Genomic DNA, 19,291 nt, shown 5'->3' with positions numbered 1-19,291 from the left:
TTATCCCATCCCCGGCAAGAACCGGACCACAAGATCGATGAGCCAGATCCCGGCGAAGGGCAGGATCACGCCGCCGACGCCGTACACGAGCAAGTTGCGGCGCAACAGCGCCTCGGCCGAAGCCGGGGTGTACCGCACGCCTTGCAGCGCGAGCGGGATCAACCCGAGGATGATGACCGCGTTGAAGATCACCGCGGAGAGGATCGCCGACGCGGGCGAGTGCAGCCGCATGATGTTCAGCGCCGAGAGCTGCGGGTAGACGCTGGAGAACAAGGCCGGGAGGATCGCGAAGTATTTCGCGAGGTCGTTGGCGAGGGAAAACGTGGTGAGCGCCCCCCTGGTGATGAGCAGCTGTTTGCCGATCGACACGATGTCGAGGAGCTTGGTGGGGTCGGAGTCCAAATCCACCATGTTCCCAGCCTCTTTCGCGGCGGCCGTGCCGGTGTTCATCGCGACGCCGACGTCGGCCTGCGCGAGCGCGGGGGCGTCGTTGGTGCCGTCGCCGGTCATCGCCACAAGCCGTCCGCCCTCTTGCTCCTTGCGGATGAGCGCGAGCTTGTCCTCCGGGGTGGCTTCGGCGAGGAAGTCGTCCACGCCGGCCTCTTCGGCGATGGCCGCTGCCGTGAGCGGATTGTCGCCGGTGATCATGACCGTGCGGATGCCCATCTGGCGCATCTGCGCGAACCGGGCGGCGATGCCGGGCTTGACCACGTCGGACAGGACGATCACGCCGAGCAGTTTCGAACCGCTCGGACTGCGCTGGGCCACGACGAGCGGGGTCCGGCCTTCTTTGGCGGCCTGGTCCACAGCCGCGCGCACCTCTGGCGCGTCCGGGGCTCCGCGGGCGCGCGCCCATTCGAGCACCTTGTCGGTGGCGCCTTTGCGAATCGAGACGTCGCCGAGGTCGACGCCCGACATCCGGGTCTGCGCGGTGAACGGCACGACCTCGCCGGCCAGCTCGTCCGGCGTCGCTTCGGGCGCGAGGCCGCAGCGCGGCGCGCAGAACTCCACGATGCTGCGGCCCTCGGGGGTGAGGTCGACGAGGCTGGACAGCCGGGCCGCCCTGGCCAGTTCGTCCTCTGCCACGTTGTGCGCCGGGATGAGCGCCGTGGCCCTGCGGTTGCCGAAGGTGATCGTCCCCGTCTTGTCCATGAGGACCGTGTCGATGTCGCCAGCGGCCTCCACCGCGCGGCCGGACATGGCGAGCACGTTGTGCTGCACGAGGCGGTCCATGCCAGCGATGCCGATCGCCGAGAGCAGCGCGCCGATGGTGGTGGGGATGAGGCAGACCAGCAACGCGATCAGCTGGACCGGGTCCGGCTGGTGCCCGCCGTACGCGCCCATGGGGCCGATGGCGACAACAGCGAGCAGGAAGATGATCGTGAGCGAGGCGAGCAGGACGCTGAGCGCGATCTCGTTCGGGGTTTTGCGCCGTGCCGCGCCCTCGACCAGGGCGATCATCCGGTCGATGAAGGTCTCGCCCGGCTTCGTGGTGATCTGCACGATGATCCGGTCGGACAGCACCACAGTCCCGCCGGTCACCGAGGAGCGGTCGCCGCCGGACTCGCGCACCACGGGGGCGGATTCGCCGGTGATCGCGGACTCGTCCACCGTGGCGATGCCTTCGACCACGTCGCCGTCGCCGGGAATCACCTGTCCCGCTTCGACCACGACGCGGTCGCCGAGGCGCAAGGACGATCCGGGCACTTCCTCCTCCGCGCCGTCGTCGCGCAGCCTGCGCGCCACAGTGTCCTGTTTGACCTGCCGCAATGTCGCGGCCTGCGCTTTGCCTCTGCCTTCCGCGACGGCCTCGGCGAGGTTCGCGAAGAGGACGGTGAACCACAGCCATGCGGCCACCGACCAGGACAGCACCGTCGGATGCAGGAGCGCGAGCGCCGTGGTCGCCGCCGAGCCGACGAGCACGACGAACATGACCGGGTTGCGCGCCTGGTGCCGAGGGTCGAGTTTGCGCAACGCGTCCGGCAGCGACGTCGCCATCTGGGACGGCGAGAACACCCCGGCCGAGACTTTGCCGCTGGCGCGGCGCTGCGCCTCCGGCGCGCGGGCCTGCTGTGGCGACAAGGGTTCGGTTGTGGTCATCCCAATGCCTCCGCGACAGGTCCCAGGGCGAGCGCCGGGAAAAAGGTGAGGGCCGCGACCAGCAGGACGACCCCGACGAGCAGGCCGATGAACAAACCCCGATGCGTCGGCAGGGTGCCCGCGGTCGGCGGGGTGTGGCGTTGGGCCACGAGCGAGCCGGCGAGGGCAAGGACCAGGATGATCGGCAGGAACCGTCCGAGGAGCATGCAGAAGGCGAGCGAGGCCTGGAACCAATCGCTGGTCGCGGCGAGGCCGCCGAAAGCGCTGCCGTTGTTGTTCGAGGCCGAGGCGTAGGCGTAGAGCACCTCCGAGTACCCGTGGATCGAGCCGAGGGTCCGGGGGTCGCCGCTGTTGCCTTGCGCGGCGCGGGTTCCGGGCAAGACCAGCGAGATCCCCGTCCCTGCGAGCACCAGCGCCGGCATCACGAGCACGGCGAGGGCAGCGAGGGTGATTTCGCGCTGGCGGACTTTCTTGCCCAAATACTCGGGGGTGCGCCCGACCAGAAGCCCGCCGACGAAAACGGCGATCAGCGCGAGGACCAACAGCCCGTACAAGCCAGTCCCCGTCCCCCCCGGCGCGATTTCGCCGAACAGCATGTTCAGGGTGAGCGCCCCGCCGCCCAACGCCGAAAAGCTGTCATGCGCCGCATTCACCGCCCCCGTGGAGGTTCCTGTCGTGGAGACCGCGAAGACCACGGACGCGGGAACGCCGAAACGCACCTCTTTGCCTTCGAGCATCGCCCCGGCGGCTTTGCCCGCCATCCCGCTCGGGCTCGATTCGCAGAACCAGGTCGCAGCGAGGACCGAGCCCCACAAGAAAGCCATCACAGCGAGCAGCGCGAGGCCTTGGCGGCGGTCGCCGACCAACGTTCCGAAGGTTCGGGTGAAAGCGACCGGGATGACGAGGAGCGCGATGATTTCCACGGCGTTCGAGAACGGGGTCGGGTTCTCGAACGGGTGCGCGGAGTTCGCCGCGAAGAAACCGCCGCCGTTGGTGCCGAGTTCTTTGACCGCCTCCTGCGAGGCGGCCATCCCGAGCGGCACCTGCCCTTGCGAGCTCGCGAAGCCGGCGTGCAGGGACTGCACCGCCCCCTGGGTGAGCAGCACGACCGCGACGAGCAGGGAGAGCGGCAGGAGGACGCGGACGGCGCCCCGGACGAGGTCCACCCAGAAGTTGCCGACCTCGCCGCCTTCCCGGACATGGACGAAACCCCGCACGAGCGCGATGGCCACCGCCATGCCCACCGCCGCGGAGAGGAAGTTCTGCACGGCGAGGCCGAGCGGCTGCGTCCACACGCCCATCGTCGTCTCCGGCGTGTAGGACTGCCAGTTCGTGTTCGTGACGAAGGAGACCGCCGTGTTGAACGCGACCGCCGGGCTCACCGCGGCGAGGCCGCCGCCCAGATGGAGCACCCCTTGCAATCGTTGGAGCGCGTACAGGAAAAACACGCTGACGAAGGAAAACCCGAGCAGGCTCAGCGTGTACCACTGCCAGGTCTGCTCCGCGGCGGCGTTGACCCTCGCTGCCTTGTAGAGAACGCGTTCGACGGCGAGGTCTTCAGTGCTCGTGTAGACGCGCGCCATAAAGTCCCCGAGCGGGACGTACACGGCCGCGAGCACACCGAGGATGAAGAGCAGCTGCAACGCTGCGGCGAGTCCCGTTGGCACCGTCAGAACCTCTCCGGGTCCACGAGCGCGACGAAGAGATAGCCCGCGAGGGCCGCCGCGAGGACGAGGAGCACGACGCTGACAGTTCCGGCGAGGGTCATCGCGAAGAATCCCGGTCAAAAGCCTCGGCCAACGACTCCTCTTTCTTTGCAGCCACACGGTCCTCCTGGCCGAACGCGCCGAACCGTGCTGGCCCAGAACCTTGCTGGGAGCCCAGCGCCCGGAACGCGACGAGCAGCGCGGCGAACGACGCGAGGGCCAACGCCAGATAGCCGACATCCGCCACCGCAAGCGTCCTTTCTCTTCTCAAGAGCACAATTCGGGCAAGCCTAATGCGAGAAATGACCGTTGCAACGGTTCCTTACGGATTCCATACGGCGCACGCGCCGCCGACACGGAGCCCGCCGGGCAGGCTCACGGCAGGCGCTGACACCGGGGGCAGTAATGCGAGGACCGGTTCATGAACGCCTCGCGCCGAATCGCCGATCCGCAACGGCGGCACGGCTTGCCTTCCTGCCCGTACACCGCCAGCCAGTCCGAGAACCGGCCTGATTCGCCGTTCACGTTCACATACAGGGAGTCAAAGCTCGTGCCGCCCTCGGTGATCGACTCGCCCAGCACAACGGCGAGAGCGTCCAACAACTCCGCGGTTTTGCGTGGGCTCAGCCCCGCGGCCGGCTGTTCGCCGTGCAGCCGAGCCCGCCACAGCGACTCGTCCGCGTAGATGTTGCCGACGCCGGAAAGCACGGTCTGGTCCAGCAAGACCCGCTTGATCGCCGACCGTTTGGCGCGGACGCGCCGCGCGACGGCGGCGGGATCGAACTTCGGGTCGAAAGGGTCGCGGGCGATATGCGCGACCGGCGCGGGGACCAGTTCGCCATCGACCTCTTGCAGCGCGGCGAACTCCCATCCCCCGAAGGTCCGCTGGTCGAAGAATTGCAGCGTCCGGCCGTCCGCGAGATCTGCTTCGACGCGCAGGTGCGCGGGGTTCCCTGGGACTCCCTGGTCGCCCACCCGGAACTGCCCGCTCATGCCGAGGTGGATCACCACGGACTCTTCGTCGTCCAAGACCAGCCACAAGTATTTGCCGCGGCGGCGCACTGCCCGGACGTCGCGTTCCGACAACGCGGCGGCCAAGAACGCTCCCCCGCCAGGATGGCGGCGCGCAGAACGGGGGTGCAGCACGCGCAGCGCGCGGATTCGCGCGCCCGTGAGATGCTCCGCGAGCCCTCGACGAACAACCTCGACCTCGGGGAGTTCAGGCACGCCCGCCGCCCAGGTCGCGATCTGGGCTGGAGCCGTGTGCGGCGCACGCCTGCGCTCTCATCGACCTGGGGACCTCCGGCGCGGCTACAGGCCGAGGCCGGGCAGCGCGACGTCTTCTCCGCTGATGACGCCCCAGGCGTGGCCTGCCGCTTTCATCTCGGCTTCCTTCTTCGTGCGGCCAGAGCCTGTGCCGAGGCTCTTCTCTTCGATCAGCACGACGGCGGTGAAGAGCTTCTCGTGGTCCGGACCGGCCTCGGTGACCTCGTAGACCGGCGGGCGCAGGCCCCGGCGGGCGCAGAGCTCTTGCAAACTGGTCTTCCAGTCCAGCCCAGCGCCGAGCCGCGCCGCGCGGGCAAGCAGCGGGGCGCACAGGGCGAGGACCACTTCACGCGCCTTTTCGATGCCGTATTGGATGTGCACGGCCCCAATCACGGCCTCAAGCCCGTCCGCGAGGATCGAATCCTTGTTCTTGCCGCCGGTGCGCACCTCGCCGTTGCCGAGGTAGAGGTATTCGCCGAGCCCGCCTTTGCCGAGCCTGCGGGCGATCTCGGCGAGCGAGGCGGTGCTGACGATATTGGCCCGAAGCTTGGCCAGCTCGCCTTCCTCTTTGTCCGGATGCGTCACATAGAGCTGTTCGGTGACCACCAGCCCTAACACTGTGTCGCCGAGGAACTCCAACCGCTCATTCGTGGGGACCTCGCCATGCTCGTTCGCCCACGAACGATGCGTCAGCGCCAAGGTCATCAGGGAATCCTGCAGGGTCACGCCAAGGGATTCGAATAGCTCCTCAGGGTCGGCCACAACGCACTCGGAAGCTTTGCGCCGCCGGTCCGCGGATCGGGCAGGCGCGGCGGATTTCGACTTCGGGCTGCCCGCCGCGGCGGATTTCGGGGCTTCGGCGGCTTTGCGCGCGTCCCCCGCCCGCTTCGTAGGCGCGGACACGCGCCGGGGGGAGCCAGGGCTTTTGGCCGGTGGGCGCAGCTCGTCGTCAGCGCGGTCGTGTTCAGGGTCGACGGTGGGGGCGAGGAATTGCACGGGCTCCACGACCGGGGACGCCTCAGCGCCCCGGGCCTCCTTCTTGCGCTCGTCCGACTTGCTCATGACGCGCCTCCAACCTCTTTTGGGCCTGACAGATCCACGTCGTCGGCTTCTGCGTGCGAGACGTCCTCGGGCAAAGCGAACTTCTCACGCAGCACCGACCACCGAGGGTCGATCTGCTCGTGGCTGTGACCTGGGGGCTCTGCCGCCAACAGCGCGCCGCATTCCACGCAAAGACCAGGACAGCCCGGCTCGCACAAAGGCGCGAGGGGGAAGCCGAGCACAACGGAGTCGATGACCGGCTGCTCCACGTCGATCTTGCCCGCGATCACCACTGGGGCTTCTTCCTCGTCCTGCGCGGGCGCGAAGGAGAAGAACTCCCGGAACGACGACTCGACGGACCCGGCGAAAGGTTCCAGGCAACGCGAGCATTGCCCCACGGTCGGCGCCTGGAACCGGCCTGTGACCGAAACGCCGTCCTCAGTCTCGAACAGCTCCAGCGCGAGACGCACTGGCGCGCCGGGCTCGACGGCGATCATTTCGCCTCCTATCCGCTCGGGAGCGGGGAAATCGAAGGCGCCGCGCAACGGCTCGGAACTCGACTGGAGTTGCCGGATGTCCAAGGCCCACGGGTGGCGCGGGTCGAAGACCCGAGACAAAGCGTCCGGACTGGTCACGCCGAAGAGGATACGCGAGAATCGCGGGGGTCGCACATCGGATTGGCCCGCCTATCGGCGCGCTTCGACACGCTCCCGGTTCTCACGGCCGCTCGGCAAGCTGTCGACCAGGTCGTGCGTCCCCGCGCCCGCCCGCAACTGCTGGCGGCCTCGTGCGACCGTGCGGCTGGTGGTGACGAGGAATTCCTCGAACTCGGCCAGCTTGGTGTCCACATAGAAGTCGCATTCCGCCCGAGTGCGGTCCGACTCGGCATGCGCCGCGTCGACCACTCGTGTCGCCTCCACGCGCGCGGCCTGGGCCACTTCGCTCTGCGAGACCAGCCGGCGCTGCTCGGCCAAGCCCTCGTTGACCGCGTGCTCGTACGCCGAGTTGCCGGCCTGCAACAGGCGCTCGGACTCCTCCCGCGCGCGGGTGGTCGCGGACTCGTACTCGCGCTGCGCCTCGTGACGCAGGCGCTCGGACTCCTGCTGGGCCTCCGCGAGCAGGCGTTGGGCGGTGGATTGGGCCTCTTTGACCACACGGTCGGCCTGGGCCGCGGCGTCCGAGGTGATCCGCTCGGCGATATGCCTGGACTCCTCCACCGCGGACTCAGACTTCGCGTGCGCCTCTTCCACATGGTTCTGCGCGTAGATGCGGGCCTCTTCGAGCAAGCGGTCGCGCTGGTCGAGGACGTCTTGCGCGTCGTCCACATCGGCGGGCAGCGCCTCCCGGATGTCGTCGATGAGCTCGAGCACATCGCCCCTGGGGACGACGCAGTTCGAAGTCATCGGCACACTGCGGGCCTCTTCCACGATCGCGCCGAGTTCCTCTAGCGCTTCGAACACTCGGTACACGGTCCACCTCATTCTGTCGTCGTTGGTCCTTCTCCCATTGTGCCTGCGGACGCCGAGTTCAGCGATCACAATTCCGGCGTGTCTCGTGTTGCGATTGTGACGCAAGTGCAGCGTGATGCGAACGCGCGACAGATTGGCCAAGGCGCACCCCCCCTGCTAATATGTGTCACTGCGCCGGGCCGCCCGCTCGTCGCAAGCCCATGTTGAGCTCATCAGCACACCTTGTCGAGGTGGCGAAATGGCAGACGCGCTAGCTTGAGGTGCTAGTGTCCGAATAGGACGTGGGGGTTCAAGTCCCCCTCTCGACACATAGAAAAACCCTGCTCAGCGGTTATTTTTTAGCAGCTCCGCAGTCTTTGCGCGCTTGCGCGCCAACCCAATCAGGCCCTTTTCCGCGCATTGCGGACGCTTCGGCTTCATGCCGCGCGGGGCCCGGACAACGCAGACCGCCATTCCCAATCGGGCCGACAACGACAGGCCTAGGCTGGCCGCTCGTCATGGGGCGAGAGGCGGGGTCCGCCGCATTGTTCAGGAACGATCGGCTCAGGAACGAGCGGCGCTGGATGCGCCCGCCGCCGGAAGACCGCGTCGGACACGCCCGGGGCGTTGACGGGAACAATTGCGGTCGACAACGGCCAGAAAGGCCCAGAACAACCCTCGCCCCGCTGTTGGAGAACGGCCGCTGGCGCGTGATCCGCCCCGCCGCGACGGCGTCTGCGAAAAACCGGCGAACGCCGAGCCCGGGTCTTTTCGGGGCTCGCGGCGCGACGGTTTGGGCGCCGGGCGACATTTCGGCGAGCGGGATGTCTTCACAGATCAGATGCGAACTTCATATTCGCCGGATTGGCGCGCGATGGAGTCGCCCCATATGCGCCTGCCTCGCATTCTCGAGTTCCCGGACCCGCTCCCGACACGGCGGGTTTTTCCTTTTTCTTTCAATAAGTTCACAATAGTAATTTTTGTGTCTCTTGCAGCCAGAATAGGGCCGTGTTAGAAGAATAGCGACGGTGTTTGCACCATGAGCGCCGAAAAAATAAATAGCACAAAGCTTACGAAATGAAGAATGACAAAAGGAGTTATCCTCGATGAGAAAAAATATAGTCGGAATGCTCGCGCTATTCGCGGTGCCGTCCATTCTTGGAGGTTGTGGTTCTGGCACGCCCGAAACGGGCGAAGACCAGCTCAGCCAGCTCAGCACGCTTTTTGACGGCGGAGAGGCCAACACAGCCTGGGATAAAGGTTTCTGCACCGAGACGTACACCCAAATCGCCCAGGTCTCGGACGACCTCAGCAAGAGAAGGCTGGAGAACAAGACGCTTCAGGCAGACGCGAGGAACCTCAACCTGCAAGCCAAGGCCATGCTTCCCAATTGCGATTTGCTGGACAGCGGCAACCCGGTCCCTGACCAGTTGGACACCAGGTTCCTGCGCGCGGACATGCAGATCTGGAAAGAGCAGCTGGCGTTCGACCAAACGAACCCCGACAACGCCGCCAAGGCCGCGGGTGATTACGGCCGAGGCACCCGGGTCGACTGGCCGGACGACGGGTCGAAGTCCTGGCCGAACGACGGGTACAAGTTTTTGCAGCTCTACCGGGACTGCTCGAACGCGTACTGCCCGACTTTCGTGGCGCTGCCCCAAGGAGTTTTCGCTATGGGGGCGACATCGGATGAGAAAGAGACGTTCGACGTCGACTCGGTCGACTCCGCCTGGGAGAGCCCGCGGCACCAAGTCCGCATTTACACGCCTTTCGGCTTGACCGACAAGGAAGTCACTCGGGACGAGTTCGCAGAGTTCATCCGGGAGACCGGGTACACGGTTCCCGCCGGATGCGTCACTTCGCCGGACGAGCCGATCCCTGTCTCCGAAGACCCGGCCGCCCCGGAGTCCTCGGACCCGGCGGCTCCCGGCTCCTCGGAGCCGGACTCCCCTGCCGTTGGCGTGTGGAACGCGACCGCGAACTGGGAAAACCCCGGCTTCGTGCAGTCGGGGCAGGACCCCGTGGTGTGCGTTTCCCGCTCGGACGCGCAGAACTTCGCGGTGTGGCTGTCCAAGAAGACCGGCGCGAAGTACCGTCTGCCCAGCGAGGCAGAATGGGAGTACGCCGCCCGGGCGTTCACGACCAAGCCGTACATCTGGGGCTCGGACCTCGACGGGCTCTGCGAGAACGCGGCCGGATACGACATTCGCACGGATGAGGCGACCGGCTACAAGCTGCCGAGCAAGGCGGACTGCGACGACGGCGCCGCGTACACGAACAAAGCGGGCTCGTACAAGCCGAACGAATGGGGCCTGTACGACTTGGCCGGCAACGTGCGCGAATGGGTGTCGGACGCCTGGGAGCCGAACTTGAGCTCGGGCCCGTCCTCGGAGCGGCCCCGCACTTCGGGCGTCCAGCAGTTCCCCGTGCAGCGCGGCGGCGGCTGGGACGACATGCCGGAGAATCTGCGGAGCGCGTACCGGAGCGCGTACTACTCTGAGTACATCCGCTCGTACAGCGGAGGGTTCCGCCTCGTCCGTGAAATCTAAGACGCAGGACTGACCCTTCGGCACGCCCTGCGGGACGCGCACGAGCACCCCTGGGGCCTGGCCCGGTTTCCTGGAAACCGGGCCAGGCTTCCTGGTGCGCGCACAAGGGGTCCACAGACGCGGTTGTTCACGTCGTGTTTGTTGTGTCGTCCTCGTTCTCCTCGCCGCCCGGGCTTGTCGCGGGCGGCCCAGGCCCTGGTTTGCCGAGCAGTTCCGCGCGGAACGCCCGCGCCGACGCGCCGACCTGGCGCACGGCCTCGACCATTTCATTGAGGGCCGCGTCGAGCATGGGCTCGTCCTCGAAGCACTCCGCGGTCACTTCGATCTGCCTCGCCCGTTCGAGGACGGGCGAGGCCCTGGAGCGCACGTGTTTGAGGTACTGCAGCGCTTGCTCCGTTTCCTCCGCGTTGAACGATCCCGGCTTTTGCAGGATCTCGCGCGCCAAAGCCATGAATTTTTTTTTCATTTTCACGTACAGGTCGCTTCCGAAAGCCGCTTTATCGCAGAGGACGGCGCGGCAGACTTGCAGGAACCCGTCGACCAGCTCGCTCCGATCCTCCCCGAGGTGCTTGTCGACGATGATGAAAATGGAGTCATTGATGATGTATAAAGCCGCATTAGCGTCTTTTATCATTTTGTTTTTTATTTTATTGCGGTAAATATTTCCTTCTTCAAGCTCCGCAGTGCGGGATTGGATCTCCGCGACGAGGTCGCGCGTGTGCGCCCGTCTGAGGTCGGACCGGGTCAGGGGGCCCGGGGCCGCGCTTGGCTTCCTCGTCGCCTCCCGTGCGATCTCCCGGATGCGGTCGAGCCCGACTTCGGGGAAGACGAGCGCGAGCCCTTCGAGCACATCGGAGCTCGGGATCTTGGGGAGCCGGGGCCGTGTCTCGTTGAGGAGGCGGTACGCCGTGGACCGCCCGATCCCCGCAGCCTCCGCAAGCGCCCCGGACGAGCGGAACCGGCCCTCGGATTGAGCGCGCAAAAACGCGGTGAACACATTCACCTCGGCGTTCTCCCGAACGCTCTCGTTCTTCACGCTCAAACATCTCCTGACCAGGCTCCCCATCTCGGAGTTCGGATCTTACCCCATGCCTCTTGTGTCAGATTCTTACCAGATATGAATCATTTACCTGAACGTGGTTATCACTTATATGGGATAGTTTGAACAACACTCGCCAGAATGCAACAACAGGAAGGATGTAGAAGATGGTCGCCAAAATCATCAGCCCAGAGGTGTTACGGGAACTCATCAAAGCCCGTGGCGCCAAGCAATGCTCCTTGGCCCGCAGGGCGCACTGCTCCGAGCCTCTGGTCAGCATGCTCGCGAACGGCCGCCGGTCGACTTGCCTGGAAAGCGTCGCCGCCGCGATCGAGATTGCGCTCCGGATGCCGAGAGGAGCGATCTTCGACTATGTGGACGACATAGAAGGAGGCATCGCGTGATCGACCTGTCGCCGAAGGAAGCCTTCTAGCGCCTTCGGCGACAGACCACCAGCCCAGCTCAAGAGCGTTCAGAGCGGCAAAAGATCGCATCGCGCGCGCATGCCAAATTCCCCCAAACGGCCATTCTGCGCCGTTTGGGGAACCCTCCCATGCGCACCTAGCCGCGCGCTCATCAGAAGAAAATCCGCATTGCGCATAAAGAAAATTTATGCGCAATGTACAAGGACGATAGTACCAGAGGTTTTGGATATGTCAAAATCACGTTATTGCCCGCACGCAGACGCCGCGCCCGCGGCCCCCGCGCGGACGCCGAAAAACGGCCGCAACGCCGCCGCGAGTCTGGGACGATCCGAAGTCGCCGCCTCATGTCGGCACAGGAGGCGGGCATGAGCGTCCTGACCACGTCGCGCCCAGTGCCGCGAGACTCCCGGGGGCGACTGCTCGTGCTTCCCCCGCACGCCGAGAAGCCCGTGGTGTACCAGAGGGCCTCGCGATTCGTCGCAGCGCTCTCCGACGCCTACCCTTGGTCGATGCGCCAACGCCGCCAAGTGGCCTCCGGGCTCGCGGCACGGCCAGACCTGGTCTTCGAGGCCGCTGCCGCGGACCCCCGCAATAGGGCCGAGCTCGACAAGATCTGCGACCGGGCCATCGAGGCCGCGGACCCGAATATGACGGCTGTTCGCGGAGCCGCGTTGCGCAAACTCGTTTCCCGGATCGACCTCGGAAAGCATTCTGGACGCGTGCCCGAGGCGCACCGCGCGGACCTTGAGGCCTATGTGCGCCGGACCGCTCTGTTCCAGATCCTCGCCGTGCAGCAGCTCCGCGTCCAGGACGAACTCCGAGTGGCGGGCTCTGCGGACCGGGTGATCCGCTGGGATGACGGCTGCTATGTCGCGACTGTCCACACAGGCATTCTCGAACACGACCTGCTCAGGATCGTCATGAAACTCGCCCTCTTCGCCAACAGCGTCCCCTACGACCCGGAAACGGGGGCTCGGACGCCCGACGACGGGCTGATCGACCAAGACAACGCTCTGATTATCCACCTTCCGCCGGGCGAAGGGCTCTGCAACCTGTACTGGGCGGACATCCGCAGCGCCAGGGAAGCCTGCCGGCTCGCCGCGCAGGTGTGGGAGTGGCGGCACCGCAAAGTCAACGATCTCGTGGCGCCGTTGGGCTTGTGAGACCAAGTTCCTTGCGGCGCGCTGTCGGGGCCGGCGGAAAAGCACGCCAGAACGGCCGGTGAGCACTCGGCCAAGAGGACCCGGGACGACACGGCAGAAACCACTCTCAGCTCTTGAGGAACTCGATCCTGATCCCCGCCCCGTCTCTGCAGTGGAGCCGGCGACGAACTGGTGCCTCAGCCTCGTCGGCCCAGTCGACGCGGCAAGCAGAGGCCAACAGCCGCACCGCGGTTCTGCCTCCATCGACCACGAACGCCGAAGGGCCTTGAGGGCGGGGCGGCGGTCTTCCTCGACGCCCGCATGCAGCTCCCCATCGGGGCCGCCGACGCCGGGAACCTTGAACCAACAGCCCCTCGCTGCTGCGGCAGCGGCGGTTTTTCCAACTCCCCCCACCCAACGCGCCAGCGTCGAAGGAGCGCCGAGCCGCGTCGCCGTCCACAGGACGCGCGACGTGGACAGGATGGATCACACCGGCGACTCTGGCGAGCCCTCCAACCGAAATCGACCGGATTTCCCCGTTTCCTCGGATGTTTTTCTGCAGGGTGGCCCTGTCCCGGAGAGAGGCGCCTGCTGTTCTTCGCGTGTTCCGCCTCGATTTCGAAGATTCTCCCATGACGCGGACCCCTGATCGCGCGGCCTTCTGCTCCCGCGGCGGGGCTGGGGCGCGGGCGGGCCGCACAAGCACGGGCGGCGGCGTCCCGCCCAGCTGCGGGCGGGACGCCGCCGCAAGAGAGCCCGGATGCGCTCTCCCGCTGTGCGTCGATCACAGCGGCGCGATCAGAGCGCGCACCCGTCCAGCGAGGCGGGGACACACGAGCTCTGCGCCTTCGGGCCAGGGCTTTCTGCGAAACTCCCCGCAACGGCCTTGGCGAATCCATCGCCGAGCCATTGGGCGCGGGCGCTCTCCGTGATCTGACACACCTCCTGTTCGAGCATCTCCGCGTAGGCGCACGCGGCTTCGGCTTTCCGCCGTCGCTGCTGCACGTCTCGGATTTCCTGTTCGCGATGCCGCTGACGAGGGCTCATGTCGGATCCTTGTCGGACGGCCGGGGCTTGAGCTCAGAAAGGATCGCATTGGTCAGGCACGTGGATTCGGTGAGCTCTTTGATGATGCCCAGTTGCTTTACGATAGTCGCCTGGTTCATGTCATCGGAGATCTTCAACTGCTCGACCAACCATTGGTCGGTCTTTTGCAGACGGCGCACAGTGCTCGACGGCACCAACCGCCCCGTCACGACCATGAGGACGACCACGCTCAGCAGGCCTGCCGAACCGTAGCTCGCGAGATTGCCGACGATATGTTCGAGCATCATCAGCCTCGCGGTTCTGAACGCCGCCAGGGCTGCGGGGCGGTTTCCCCGGCGTCCGGTTCCCCGGCGCACCCGCCGCACGAAGCGCCCGGAGGCGGTTGCGAGGTCGGCGTGTGTTTGATCGCCAGCGCGCCGCAGCCCAGGGTGCCCACGCCGAGGACGGCGAAAAGGAACTGGTCCCACGCCTGTTGCCCTCCGGGGAGAGCCACGCCGTATGCGGTCAAGATCGTCGAGGACGCCGACCAGAGGCTGTACAGGATCACGCGGTTCCTCGGGGTGAGAAATTTGCTCGCGTCCATGCTCATCCCGCTTTCTCCAAGAGCGCCAACAGATCGTCCCTGCTGCCGAGGAAGGCGTCCGCGTCGACCTGTCTCCCGGCGACGCGGGCCCGGTCGGTGAACTGCCAGATCGCGGGTTTGGGGCAGCCGGGCCCGTACGGCTCGAACCCGACCGGGGGGATCGAGCCGTAGATGGAGGAGGCGTAGAACTGCTGGGAGGACGGGTACTGCGAGGACCACAAGCCCTCGATCCACGAGATGTCCGGCGAGCCAAGGTGCCCCTGCCAGTACCAACGCGGCAAGTAGATGACTGGAACAGCGCATCCGCGCTGTTCCAGCGCGGATTTCACCGCTTTGACGTCCGCGATCGCCGGTTTGGCCGACGATCGGGAGGTCGCCTCTACGTCGAGGGCCACTGGCACGGACAGGTCGCCGAGCCACGAGGCGACAAGGTCGGCTTGCGCATCCGCGTTCTCGTTGGTCAAAAAGTGATAGCCCGCCACGACGAGGCCCGCCTCGCGGCCTTTGTCCCGGTTTCTGGGCCACCACGAATCGCGGAAGTACGTGCCTTCGCTGATCTTGGCGAAGACGAATGAGAACTGCTCGCGCGCGACCTGGTCGAGATCGATGTCTCCTTGATAGTTGCTGATGTCGATTCCCCACAATGTCATGAGGGTTCCTTTCTTTCTTGGACTTGTTCCCCGGGCCTTCCGAGGAACCTGGCCGCCCCTTGGTCCGAACTGGTTCGCCACAATGTTATTTTTCGAGTAATAAAAGCGTGAAGCCTTTTTGGTTTCGATTTCCTGGCGTGACGGTAGATTGGGCTTGTTTTCGCTGCTTGGAGCGATTTTTTCGTGTTTGAATACCTTGGGAAGCACGGCTTTTTTTGTATTATTTCTTTCGAAAATATTGCCGTATTCCGTCAGTATCGAGAGTCTTTTCGCCTTGCGAGTGAGGTTTGTTAGAGCATAATAGTAGCGTCTGCTACCGAAGGTCGGTATAGACAAAAGAGCATTGTGAATGCTCGGGCCCCACAGCCCCTCGCAGCGGTAAGAAAAAAGCTGAAAAACGAGGGCACAAACTCTTTTGAACGAAAGGAAAGAGCAATGCCAGAGATTGCTAACTACGACCTCGATAACTCGAAGCGCCGTTTAGTGACGCCGCAGAACTTGGTCGAACTGAAGTTGAACCAGGACACCTTGTTCCCCATCCTGTCCTCCGACGCGTTCCGAAAGCGCGTCCGCGTGGACGACGAGGACATCGACGTGTACCCGGACGGGCTCTCGATCAACGAGACGAACTTCGGCGTCTGGGAAGGCCCGACCGCCACCGCCAGGGGCTTCAACGCCTTCATGAACGTCGGGGAACCGCTGATCGAGGAACGCTCGGACATCATCCAACCCCCGGCGGACGTCTTGTCGATGCGCGCGTACGAGAACCGCTCCGGAGCGACCGCGCGGGAATTCTCGGACACCATCGAGTTCACCATCTCGAACACGCTCAACTGGTCGCTCCAGGGCACCGCTGACCTCACCCTGACCGGCACGGTCCACTGCGAAGTGCAGGAGCAGACCACCGCCAGCCTCACGGAGAGCCTCTCGGCGAACACGTCGATGAACGTGACGGTGCACAACCACAAAGACAACGTCGGCACCCAGACGGACAACAAGGCCGAGGCGACCGCCACCGACACGGCGAGCACGACGGCCAGCGGCTATGACATGGGCTACGGCCAAATGGCCGCATCGCTGGCGCTCGGCCTCCACGGGCAGCTCAGCGGGTCGTTGACGGCTTCGTGGGTCTCCAGATCCACCGTGTCCGGCACGATCAGCGCGAACAGCAGGGTGCAGACCATGGCCACACAGCGCCGCCAAATCCGGCAGTACACCTACCAGTTGCCGGTGACGTTCGACGGCTATGTCGCCGTGCACTACCCGCAGCCGGTGCCGATGGAGGCCGAGCCGCCGCAGCGCGACAACCAGAACTCCCCCGAGGACGTCCCGAGCAACTACGACCACGTCATCGCGATCCCCATCCAGAAACTGCAGCTGCACACCGAGGATCGCCCCTACACCGCGAAAGGCGTCGCGGAGACGGTGTCCACCCTCAGCGTGGACCACGTCATCTTCGACGAAGAGGCGGCCCCCAACCGCAGCGAGCCGTTCAGCGACCCCAACAAGCACAACCTCGACCCGGTCCCGACCGGCGTCTGACCATCACCCATCAACAACTCAGAAAAGGACAACTCTCATGGTTTTTCGGAATATCTTCGACTTCTCCATCGGCTCCTCGGACTCCGGGGACAGCGCGGAGCAGTATCTTTCGAACTACATCCCGACCCAGCCCGCCGAGGAAGTCACCACCTCGCCGCACGACCCGTTCGAACCGGTCGACGTCCCGGTGCGCAACGCGAAGATCGTGCGGGAGACACAGCCGCAGGCGAAGGCGATCTACGACTTCATCAGCGCGATCACGGGCAACATCAAGGAGTCCTCGAACAAACAGGACCAGGCGACCAGTGATCCCTCGACCACGGTCGACGCGGCCACGGACATCATGAACGCGGGACAAAAGTCCGGGCAGACCGGTTACCAGAACCTCCCCCTGCCGACCCTCATCCCGCCCACGCCGCCCAAGGTGGATCCGCCGAAGTCCTTCAAGCCGTCCGAGTAAACAAGAAACCGCATCACCGGGCTCTGCGGGGGAGGGCCGCGGCCCTCCCCCGCAGAGCCCGCAATTGCCAGAGACAAGGGCGGGCCGGGTCCGGTCCTGATGCGCCGAGCAGACAAGCTTGGCGGATCAGGACCGGACCCGGCCCGCCCTTTGCGGCGTGCAGGCTCTCCCCGGCCCGACGGCGCGCCGCCAGGAGCCCACACAACCCCCCTCGAGCTCGAGAGTGTTTCCTGGTCTCCGTGATGTAGATTGGTTTTCCGGTGGTCTCCCAAGCCGCCCAGACACGGCGATGGATCTCCGCCGGGACAGACTTCCTGTCCGAACCGCCCCCAACGAGGCTGATGGCTCCTTCGCATGAACGCAGAGAGGAGTTCGTTTGCCGCACACCTTCCGCAACGCCTTCGCGCACATGCGCGCCGATTCCCTCGCCGCGGTGGCGGTCGGCGGCGCGGCCGGGACATCCGCTCGATACGGGCTGGGACTGGCAATACCGGCCGAACCAGGGGGCTGGCCTGTGGCCACCTTCACGATCAACATCGCGGGCGCGTTCTTGCTCGGCGCCCTGCTGGCAACGTTGACCCGCGTGAGCCTGGACGCGCGGTGGCGACAACGCGCCCGGCTGTTCCTCGGCACCGGCGTGCTCGGCTCCTTCACCACCTACAGCGCCCTGGCTCTTGAAACCGACCGGCTGATCGGCGCCGGCCACACCGCGTTGGGGTTCGGCTACCTGGTGGCGTCCGCCGCGGGCGGCGTGGCCGCGGCGGCGGGGGGCGGCGCCCTCGTCGGCTTCGCACGACCGCGCGAGACGACGCGGGGACCAGCATGACCGCGCTCTGGGTGGCGCTCGCGGGCAGCGCCGGGGCGCTCGCCCGATTCGCCCTCGACGGCGCGATCCGATCGCTGCGCCCGTCGCCGCTGCCCTGGGCGACCATGCTGATCAATGTCACCGGATCGCTCCTGCTGGGCTTTCTCGCAGGTTCGGTGATCGCCGGCACGGCTCCGCTGGCCGTGTACACCGTGGTCGGCGTCGGGTTCTGCGGCGGCTACACCACATTCAGCACGGCGAGCTTCGAGACTGTCCAACTCGCGCGCGGCGGGCGGGCGTGGCTCGGCCTCGCCAATACGGCGGGCACGATGGCGATGACGGCGGGAGCTGCGGCCATCGGCTTATCCGCAGGCGGGCTCTGAGCGCAAGGACCAGGACGTGGAACGCCGTCAGCGCCCCGCGGCAGGCCGCCAGAGCACCGGCTCGCCCGGAACCTGACGCATGTCGAACGACGCCAACGCCCCCGCAAGCGTGTCCGCCGGGGAGCCAAGAGAGCGCAGCAATGTCCGCGCCACCGCCTCCGGCGGCTGTCCGGCCGCCGCCAGGTCCGCGAGCGCGACCGGACTGCCGGAGGCCGAGGCGGAGCGTTTGGCCAGACGCGCCCCTGCCCTGTCCACGACCAACGGCACATGCCCGTAGACGACCTCCGGCAGACCGAGCAGCGCGGCCAGGTAGGCCTGAGTCGGCGAAGCGCCGAGCAAGTCGCCCCCGCGCACCACCTGGGTGACCCCTTGGGCGGCGTCGTCCACAACGACGGCGAGGTGGTAGGCGGGGGTCCCGTCCCAACGCTGGAGCACGACGTCGTGGACCGGGCCGACATGCCGCCCATGGACGAGGTCGGCGATCTCGTACTCGGCGACGGCGGCCGCGAGGCGCAACGACGGGGGCCTCGGCGCGCCCGCCCGCAGCGCTCGTCGGCGGGCTCCGCTCAACCGGCGGCACGTCCCAGGGTAGGCGCCGCCCCCCGAGTGCGGGGCGCGGGCGGCCTCGGCGATCTCGCGTCGGGAGCACCAGCACTCGTAGACCAGGCCGCGAGCGGCCAATTCGTCTATCGCCGCCCGATACGCAGCTCTGCGCCGCGATTGCCACAGAATCGGCCCGTCCCAGTCCACGCCGACAGACACGAGGTCCGCGAGCTGCCGGGCCGCGAAGGCGGGACGGGCGCGCTCGTCGAGGTCGTCGACCCGCAACACGAACCCTCCCCCGGCCGAACGGGCGCAAAGCCACGCCAGCATCGCGGTGCGCAGATTGCCGACGTGCAGATCGCCCGAAGGGCTCGGCGCGAAACGGCCCCGGACGGCGGAGCGCGACGCGCGAGTCATGCGCAGTCGCGCGCGTCGGCCAAGGGGCGCGGGCCCTTGCGCAGGAACCAGACAGGCGGGCGCGAACCCGGCCCAAGCCCGTGGCGGCGCACGCCGAGGTGTTCGCGGGTCAAGAGCGCCATAGTGGCATGCTAGCCGCGCGCAC

The 19,291-nt window shown here is 66.3% G+C and carries 22 protein-coding genes and 1 tRNA gene; 8 read left to right on the top strand and 15 right to left on the bottom strand.

Going from position 1 to position 19,291, the window contains the following annotated elements; all coding sequences use genetic code 11:
- From kdpB to SROT_RS04345, 8 genes are all read right to left on the bottom strand, one after another.
- On the bottom strand, positions 1-1,998 hold the full coding sequence (gene kdpB, locus SROT_RS04380; RefSeq protein ID WP_222829205.1) for a potassium-transporting ATPase subunit KdpB: 1,998 nt from the start codon (positions 1,996-1,998) through the stop codon (positions 1-3).
- Positions 1,999-2,096: 98 nt separating this feature from the next.
- The gene (gene kdpA / locus SROT_RS04375; RefSeq protein ID WP_013137800.1) at positions 2,097-3,767 is read right to left on the bottom strand and encodes a potassium-transporting ATPase subunit KdpA; all 1,671 of its coding nucleotides are present in this window, start codon (positions 3,765-3,767) and stop codon (positions 2,097-2,099) included.
- A 2-nt stretch (positions 3,768-3,769) separates the two neighbouring features.
- Positions 3,770-3,868, bottom strand: a complete 99-nt coding sequence (kdpF, locus tag SROT_RS04370) for a K(+)-transporting ATPase subunit F (protein ID WP_013137799.1) — start codon at positions 3,866-3,868, stop codon at positions 3,770-3,772.
- Positions 3,865-4,053 carry a hypothetical protein gene (locus tag SROT_RS04365; RefSeq protein ID WP_013137798.1) on the bottom strand — a complete coding sequence of 63 codons (189 nt, stop codon included), beginning with the start codon at positions 4,051-4,053 and terminating at the stop codon, positions 3,865-3,867. Before SROT_RS04365 ends, kdpF begins: the two co-directional genes overlap by 4 nt.
- Before the next feature lie 128 nt (positions 4,054-4,181).
- Positions 4,182-5,033: a bifunctional DNA-formamidopyrimidine glycosylase/DNA-(apurinic or apyrimidinic site) lyase gene (gene mutM, locus SROT_RS04360; RefSeq protein ID WP_013137797.1), complete on the bottom strand. Its 852-nt coding sequence runs from the start codon at positions 5,031-5,033 to the stop codon at positions 4,182-4,184.
- Between the two features lie 84 nt (positions 5,034-5,117).
- Complete coding sequence (gene rnc / locus SROT_RS04355; RefSeq protein ID WP_083777908.1) at positions 5,118-5,834, bottom strand: ribonuclease III; 717 nt, start codon at positions 5,832-5,834, stop codon at positions 5,118-5,120.
- A gap of 296 nt (positions 5,835-6,130) precedes the next feature.
- Positions 6,131-6,748 (bottom strand): YceD family protein, encoded by a 618-nt coding sequence (locus SROT_RS04350; RefSeq protein ID WP_245535357.1) that lies wholly within the window; start codon positions 6,746-6,748, stop codon positions 6,131-6,133.
- Positions 6,749-6,799: 51 nt separating this feature from the next.
- Positions 6,800-7,582: a flotillin family protein gene (locus SROT_RS04345; protein WP_049773398.1), complete on the bottom strand. Its 783-nt coding sequence runs from the start codon at positions 7,580-7,582 to the stop codon at positions 6,800-6,802.
- 224 nt (positions 7,583-7,806) lie between these two features.
- Here SROT_RS04345 and SROT_RS04340 point away from each other — a divergent pair.
- Both SROT_RS04340 and SROT_RS04335 read left to right on the top strand, forming a co-directional pair.
- A tRNA-Leu gene (locus tag SROT_RS04340) sits at positions 7,807-7,890 on the top strand.
- Positions 7,891-8,667: 777 nt separating this feature from the next.
- Complete coding sequence (locus SROT_RS04335; protein ID WP_013137793.1) at positions 8,668-10,110, top strand: formylglycine-generating enzyme family protein; 1,443 nt, start codon at positions 8,668-8,670, stop codon at positions 10,108-10,110.
- Between the two features lie 127 nt (positions 10,111-10,237).
- On the opposite strand, the gene SROT_RS04330 is transcribed toward SROT_RS04335, so the two are convergent.
- On the bottom strand, positions 10,238-11,152 hold the full coding sequence (locus SROT_RS04330) for a hypothetical protein (RefSeq protein WP_148223339.1): 915 nt from the start codon (positions 11,150-11,152) through the stop codon (positions 10,238-10,240).
- A gap of 164 nt (positions 11,153-11,316) precedes the next feature.
- Here SROT_RS04330 and SROT_RS04325 point away from each other — a divergent pair, with 164 nt between their 5' ends.
- Positions 11,317-11,553 (top strand): helix-turn-helix domain-containing protein, encoded by a 237-nt coding sequence (locus SROT_RS04325; protein ID WP_013137791.1) that lies wholly within the window; start codon positions 11,317-11,319, stop codon positions 11,551-11,553.
- 386 nt (positions 11,554-11,939) lie between these two features.
- Positions 11,940-12,737, top strand: a complete 798-nt coding sequence (locus SROT_RS04320) for a hypothetical protein (protein WP_013137790.1) — start codon at positions 11,940-11,942, stop codon at positions 12,735-12,737.
- A 777-nt stretch (positions 12,738-13,514) separates the two neighbouring features.
- Here the strand turns inward: SROT_RS04320 and SROT_RS04315 are convergent.
- Genes SROT_RS04315 through SROT_RS04300 form a run of 4 tightly spaced genes read right to left on the bottom strand, consistent with a single transcriptional unit; the run spans position 13,515 to position 14,996 of the window.
- Positions 13,515-13,763, bottom strand: coding sequence for a hypothetical protein (locus tag SROT_RS04315; protein ID WP_041406920.1), 249 nt, complete (start codon positions 13,761-13,763; stop codon positions 13,515-13,517).
- Complete coding sequence (locus SROT_RS04310; RefSeq protein ID WP_148223338.1) at positions 13,760-14,050, bottom strand: hypothetical protein; 291 nt, start codon at positions 14,048-14,050, stop codon at positions 13,760-13,762. Before SROT_RS04310 ends, SROT_RS04315 begins: the two co-directional genes overlap by 4 nt.
- Positions 14,050-14,352, bottom strand: coding sequence for a hypothetical protein (locus SROT_RS04305; RefSeq protein ID WP_013137788.1), 303 nt, complete (start codon positions 14,350-14,352; stop codon positions 14,050-14,052). Before SROT_RS04305 ends, SROT_RS04310 begins: the two co-directional genes overlap by 1 nt.
- Positions 14,349-14,996, bottom strand: coding sequence for a glycoside hydrolase family 25 protein (locus tag SROT_RS04300; RefSeq protein WP_049773276.1), 648 nt, complete (start codon positions 14,994-14,996; stop codon positions 14,349-14,351). The genes SROT_RS04305 and SROT_RS04300 overlap by 4 nt, the downstream gene beginning before the upstream one ends.
- Positions 14,997-15,431: 435 nt before the next feature.
- On the opposite strand from SROT_RS04300, the gene SROT_RS04295 reads away from it, so the two are divergent.
- The 4 genes from SROT_RS04295 to SROT_RS04280 all read left to right on the top strand — a co-directional run bounded on the left by SROT_RS04295 (position 15,432) and on the right by SROT_RS04280 (position 18,186).
- Complete coding sequence (locus SROT_RS04295) at positions 15,432-16,538, top strand: hypothetical protein (RefSeq protein WP_013137786.1); 1,107 nt, start codon at positions 15,432-15,434, stop codon at positions 16,536-16,538.
- A gap of 37 nt (positions 16,539-16,575) precedes the next feature.
- Complete coding sequence (locus SROT_RS04290) at positions 16,576-16,998, top strand: hypothetical protein (protein WP_013137785.1); 423 nt, start codon at positions 16,576-16,578, stop codon at positions 16,996-16,998.
- A 376-nt stretch (positions 16,999-17,374) separates the two neighbouring features.
- Entirely contained in the window at positions 17,375-17,824 is a 450-nt protein-coding gene (locus SROT_RS04285; protein ID WP_013137784.1) for a FluC/FEX family fluoride channel, read from the top strand.
- Entirely contained in the window at positions 17,821-18,186 is a 366-nt protein-coding gene (locus SROT_RS04280) for a fluoride efflux transporter FluC (protein ID WP_013137783.1), read from the top strand. Before SROT_RS04285 ends, SROT_RS04280 begins: the two co-directional genes overlap by 4 nt.
- Before the next feature lie 27 nt (positions 18,187-18,213).
- Here SROT_RS04280 and gluQRS read toward each other — a convergent pair whose 3' ends face one another.
- Positions 18,214-19,146 (bottom strand): tRNA glutamyl-Q(34) synthetase GluQRS, encoded by a 933-nt coding sequence (gluQRS, locus tag SROT_RS04275; protein WP_013137782.1) that lies wholly within the window; start codon positions 19,144-19,146, stop codon positions 18,214-18,216.
- Positions 19,143-19,268, bottom strand: coding sequence for a hypothetical protein (locus SROT_RS17260; protein WP_281042229.1), 126 nt, complete (start codon positions 19,266-19,268; stop codon positions 19,143-19,145). The genes gluQRS and SROT_RS17260 overlap by 4 nt, the downstream gene beginning before the upstream one ends.
- Positions 19,269-19,291: the final 23 nt, after the last annotated feature.

It is taken from the genome of Segniliparus rotundus DSM 44985 (assembly GCF_000092825.1).
Classification (GTDB): Bacteria; Actinomycetota; Actinomycetes; order Mycobacteriales; family Mycobacteriaceae; genus Segniliparus; species Segniliparus rotundus.
This window is presented reverse-complemented; position numbering and strand designations above follow the sequence as displayed.

What these genes read in the sequence shown, in the direction of transcription:
- SROT_RS04295 (WP_013137786.1), top strand. Translation starts at nt 15,432, where the DNA reads ATGCCAGAGATTGCTAACTACGACCTCGATAACTCGAAGCGCCGTTTA.
- SROT_RS04280 (WP_013137783.1), top strand. Translation starts at nt 17,821, where the DNA reads ATGACCGCGCTCTGGGTGGCGCTCGCGGGCAGCGCCGGGGCGCTCGCC.
- SROT_RS04310 (WP_148223338.1), bottom strand. Translation starts at nt 14,050, where the DNA reads ATGATGCTCGAACATATCGTCGGCAATCTCGCGAGCTACGGTTCGGCA.
- SROT_RS04320 (WP_013137790.1), top strand. Translation starts at nt 11,940, where the DNA reads ATGAGCGTCCTGACCACGTCGCGCCCAGTGCCGCGAGACTCCCGGGGG.
- kdpF (WP_013137799.1), bottom strand. Translation starts at nt 3,868, where the DNA reads ATGACCCTCGCCGGAACTGTCAGCGTCGTGCTCCTCGTCCTCGCGGCG.
- SROT_RS04290 (WP_013137785.1), top strand. Translation starts at nt 16,576, where the DNA reads ATGGTTTTTCGGAATATCTTCGACTTCTCCATCGGCTCCTCGGACTCC.
- gluQRS (WP_013137782.1), bottom strand. Translation starts at nt 19,146, where the DNA reads ATGACTCGCGCGTCGCGCTCCGCCGTCCGGGGCCGTTTCGCGCCGAGC.
- SROT_RS04305 (WP_013137788.1), bottom strand. Translation starts at nt 14,352, where the DNA reads ATGAGCATGGACGCGAGCAAATTTCTCACCCCGAGGAACCGCGTGATC.
- SROT_RS04315 (WP_041406920.1), bottom strand. Translation starts at nt 13,763, where the DNA reads ATGAGCCCTCGTCAGCGGCATCGCGAACAGGAAATCCGAGACGTGCAG.
- SROT_RS04300 (WP_049773276.1), bottom strand. Translation starts at nt 14,996, where the DNA reads ATGACATTGTGGGGAATCGACATCAGCAACTATCAAGGAGACATCGAT.
- SROT_RS04325 (WP_013137791.1), top strand. Translation starts at nt 11,317, where the DNA reads ATGGTCGCCAAAATCATCAGCCCAGAGGTGTTACGGGAACTCATCAAA.
- SROT_RS17260 (WP_281042229.1), bottom strand. Translation starts at nt 19,268, where the DNA reads ATGGCGCTCTTGACCCGCGAACACCTCGGCGTGCGCCGCCACGGGCTT.
- kdpB (WP_222829205.1), bottom strand. Translation starts at nt 1,998, where the DNA reads ATGGCGACGTCGCTGCCGGACGCGTTGCGCAAACTCGACCCTCGGCAC.
- SROT_RS04335 (WP_013137793.1), top strand. Translation starts at nt 8,668, where the DNA reads ATGAGAAAAAATATAGTCGGAATGCTCGCGCTATTCGCGGTGCCGTCC.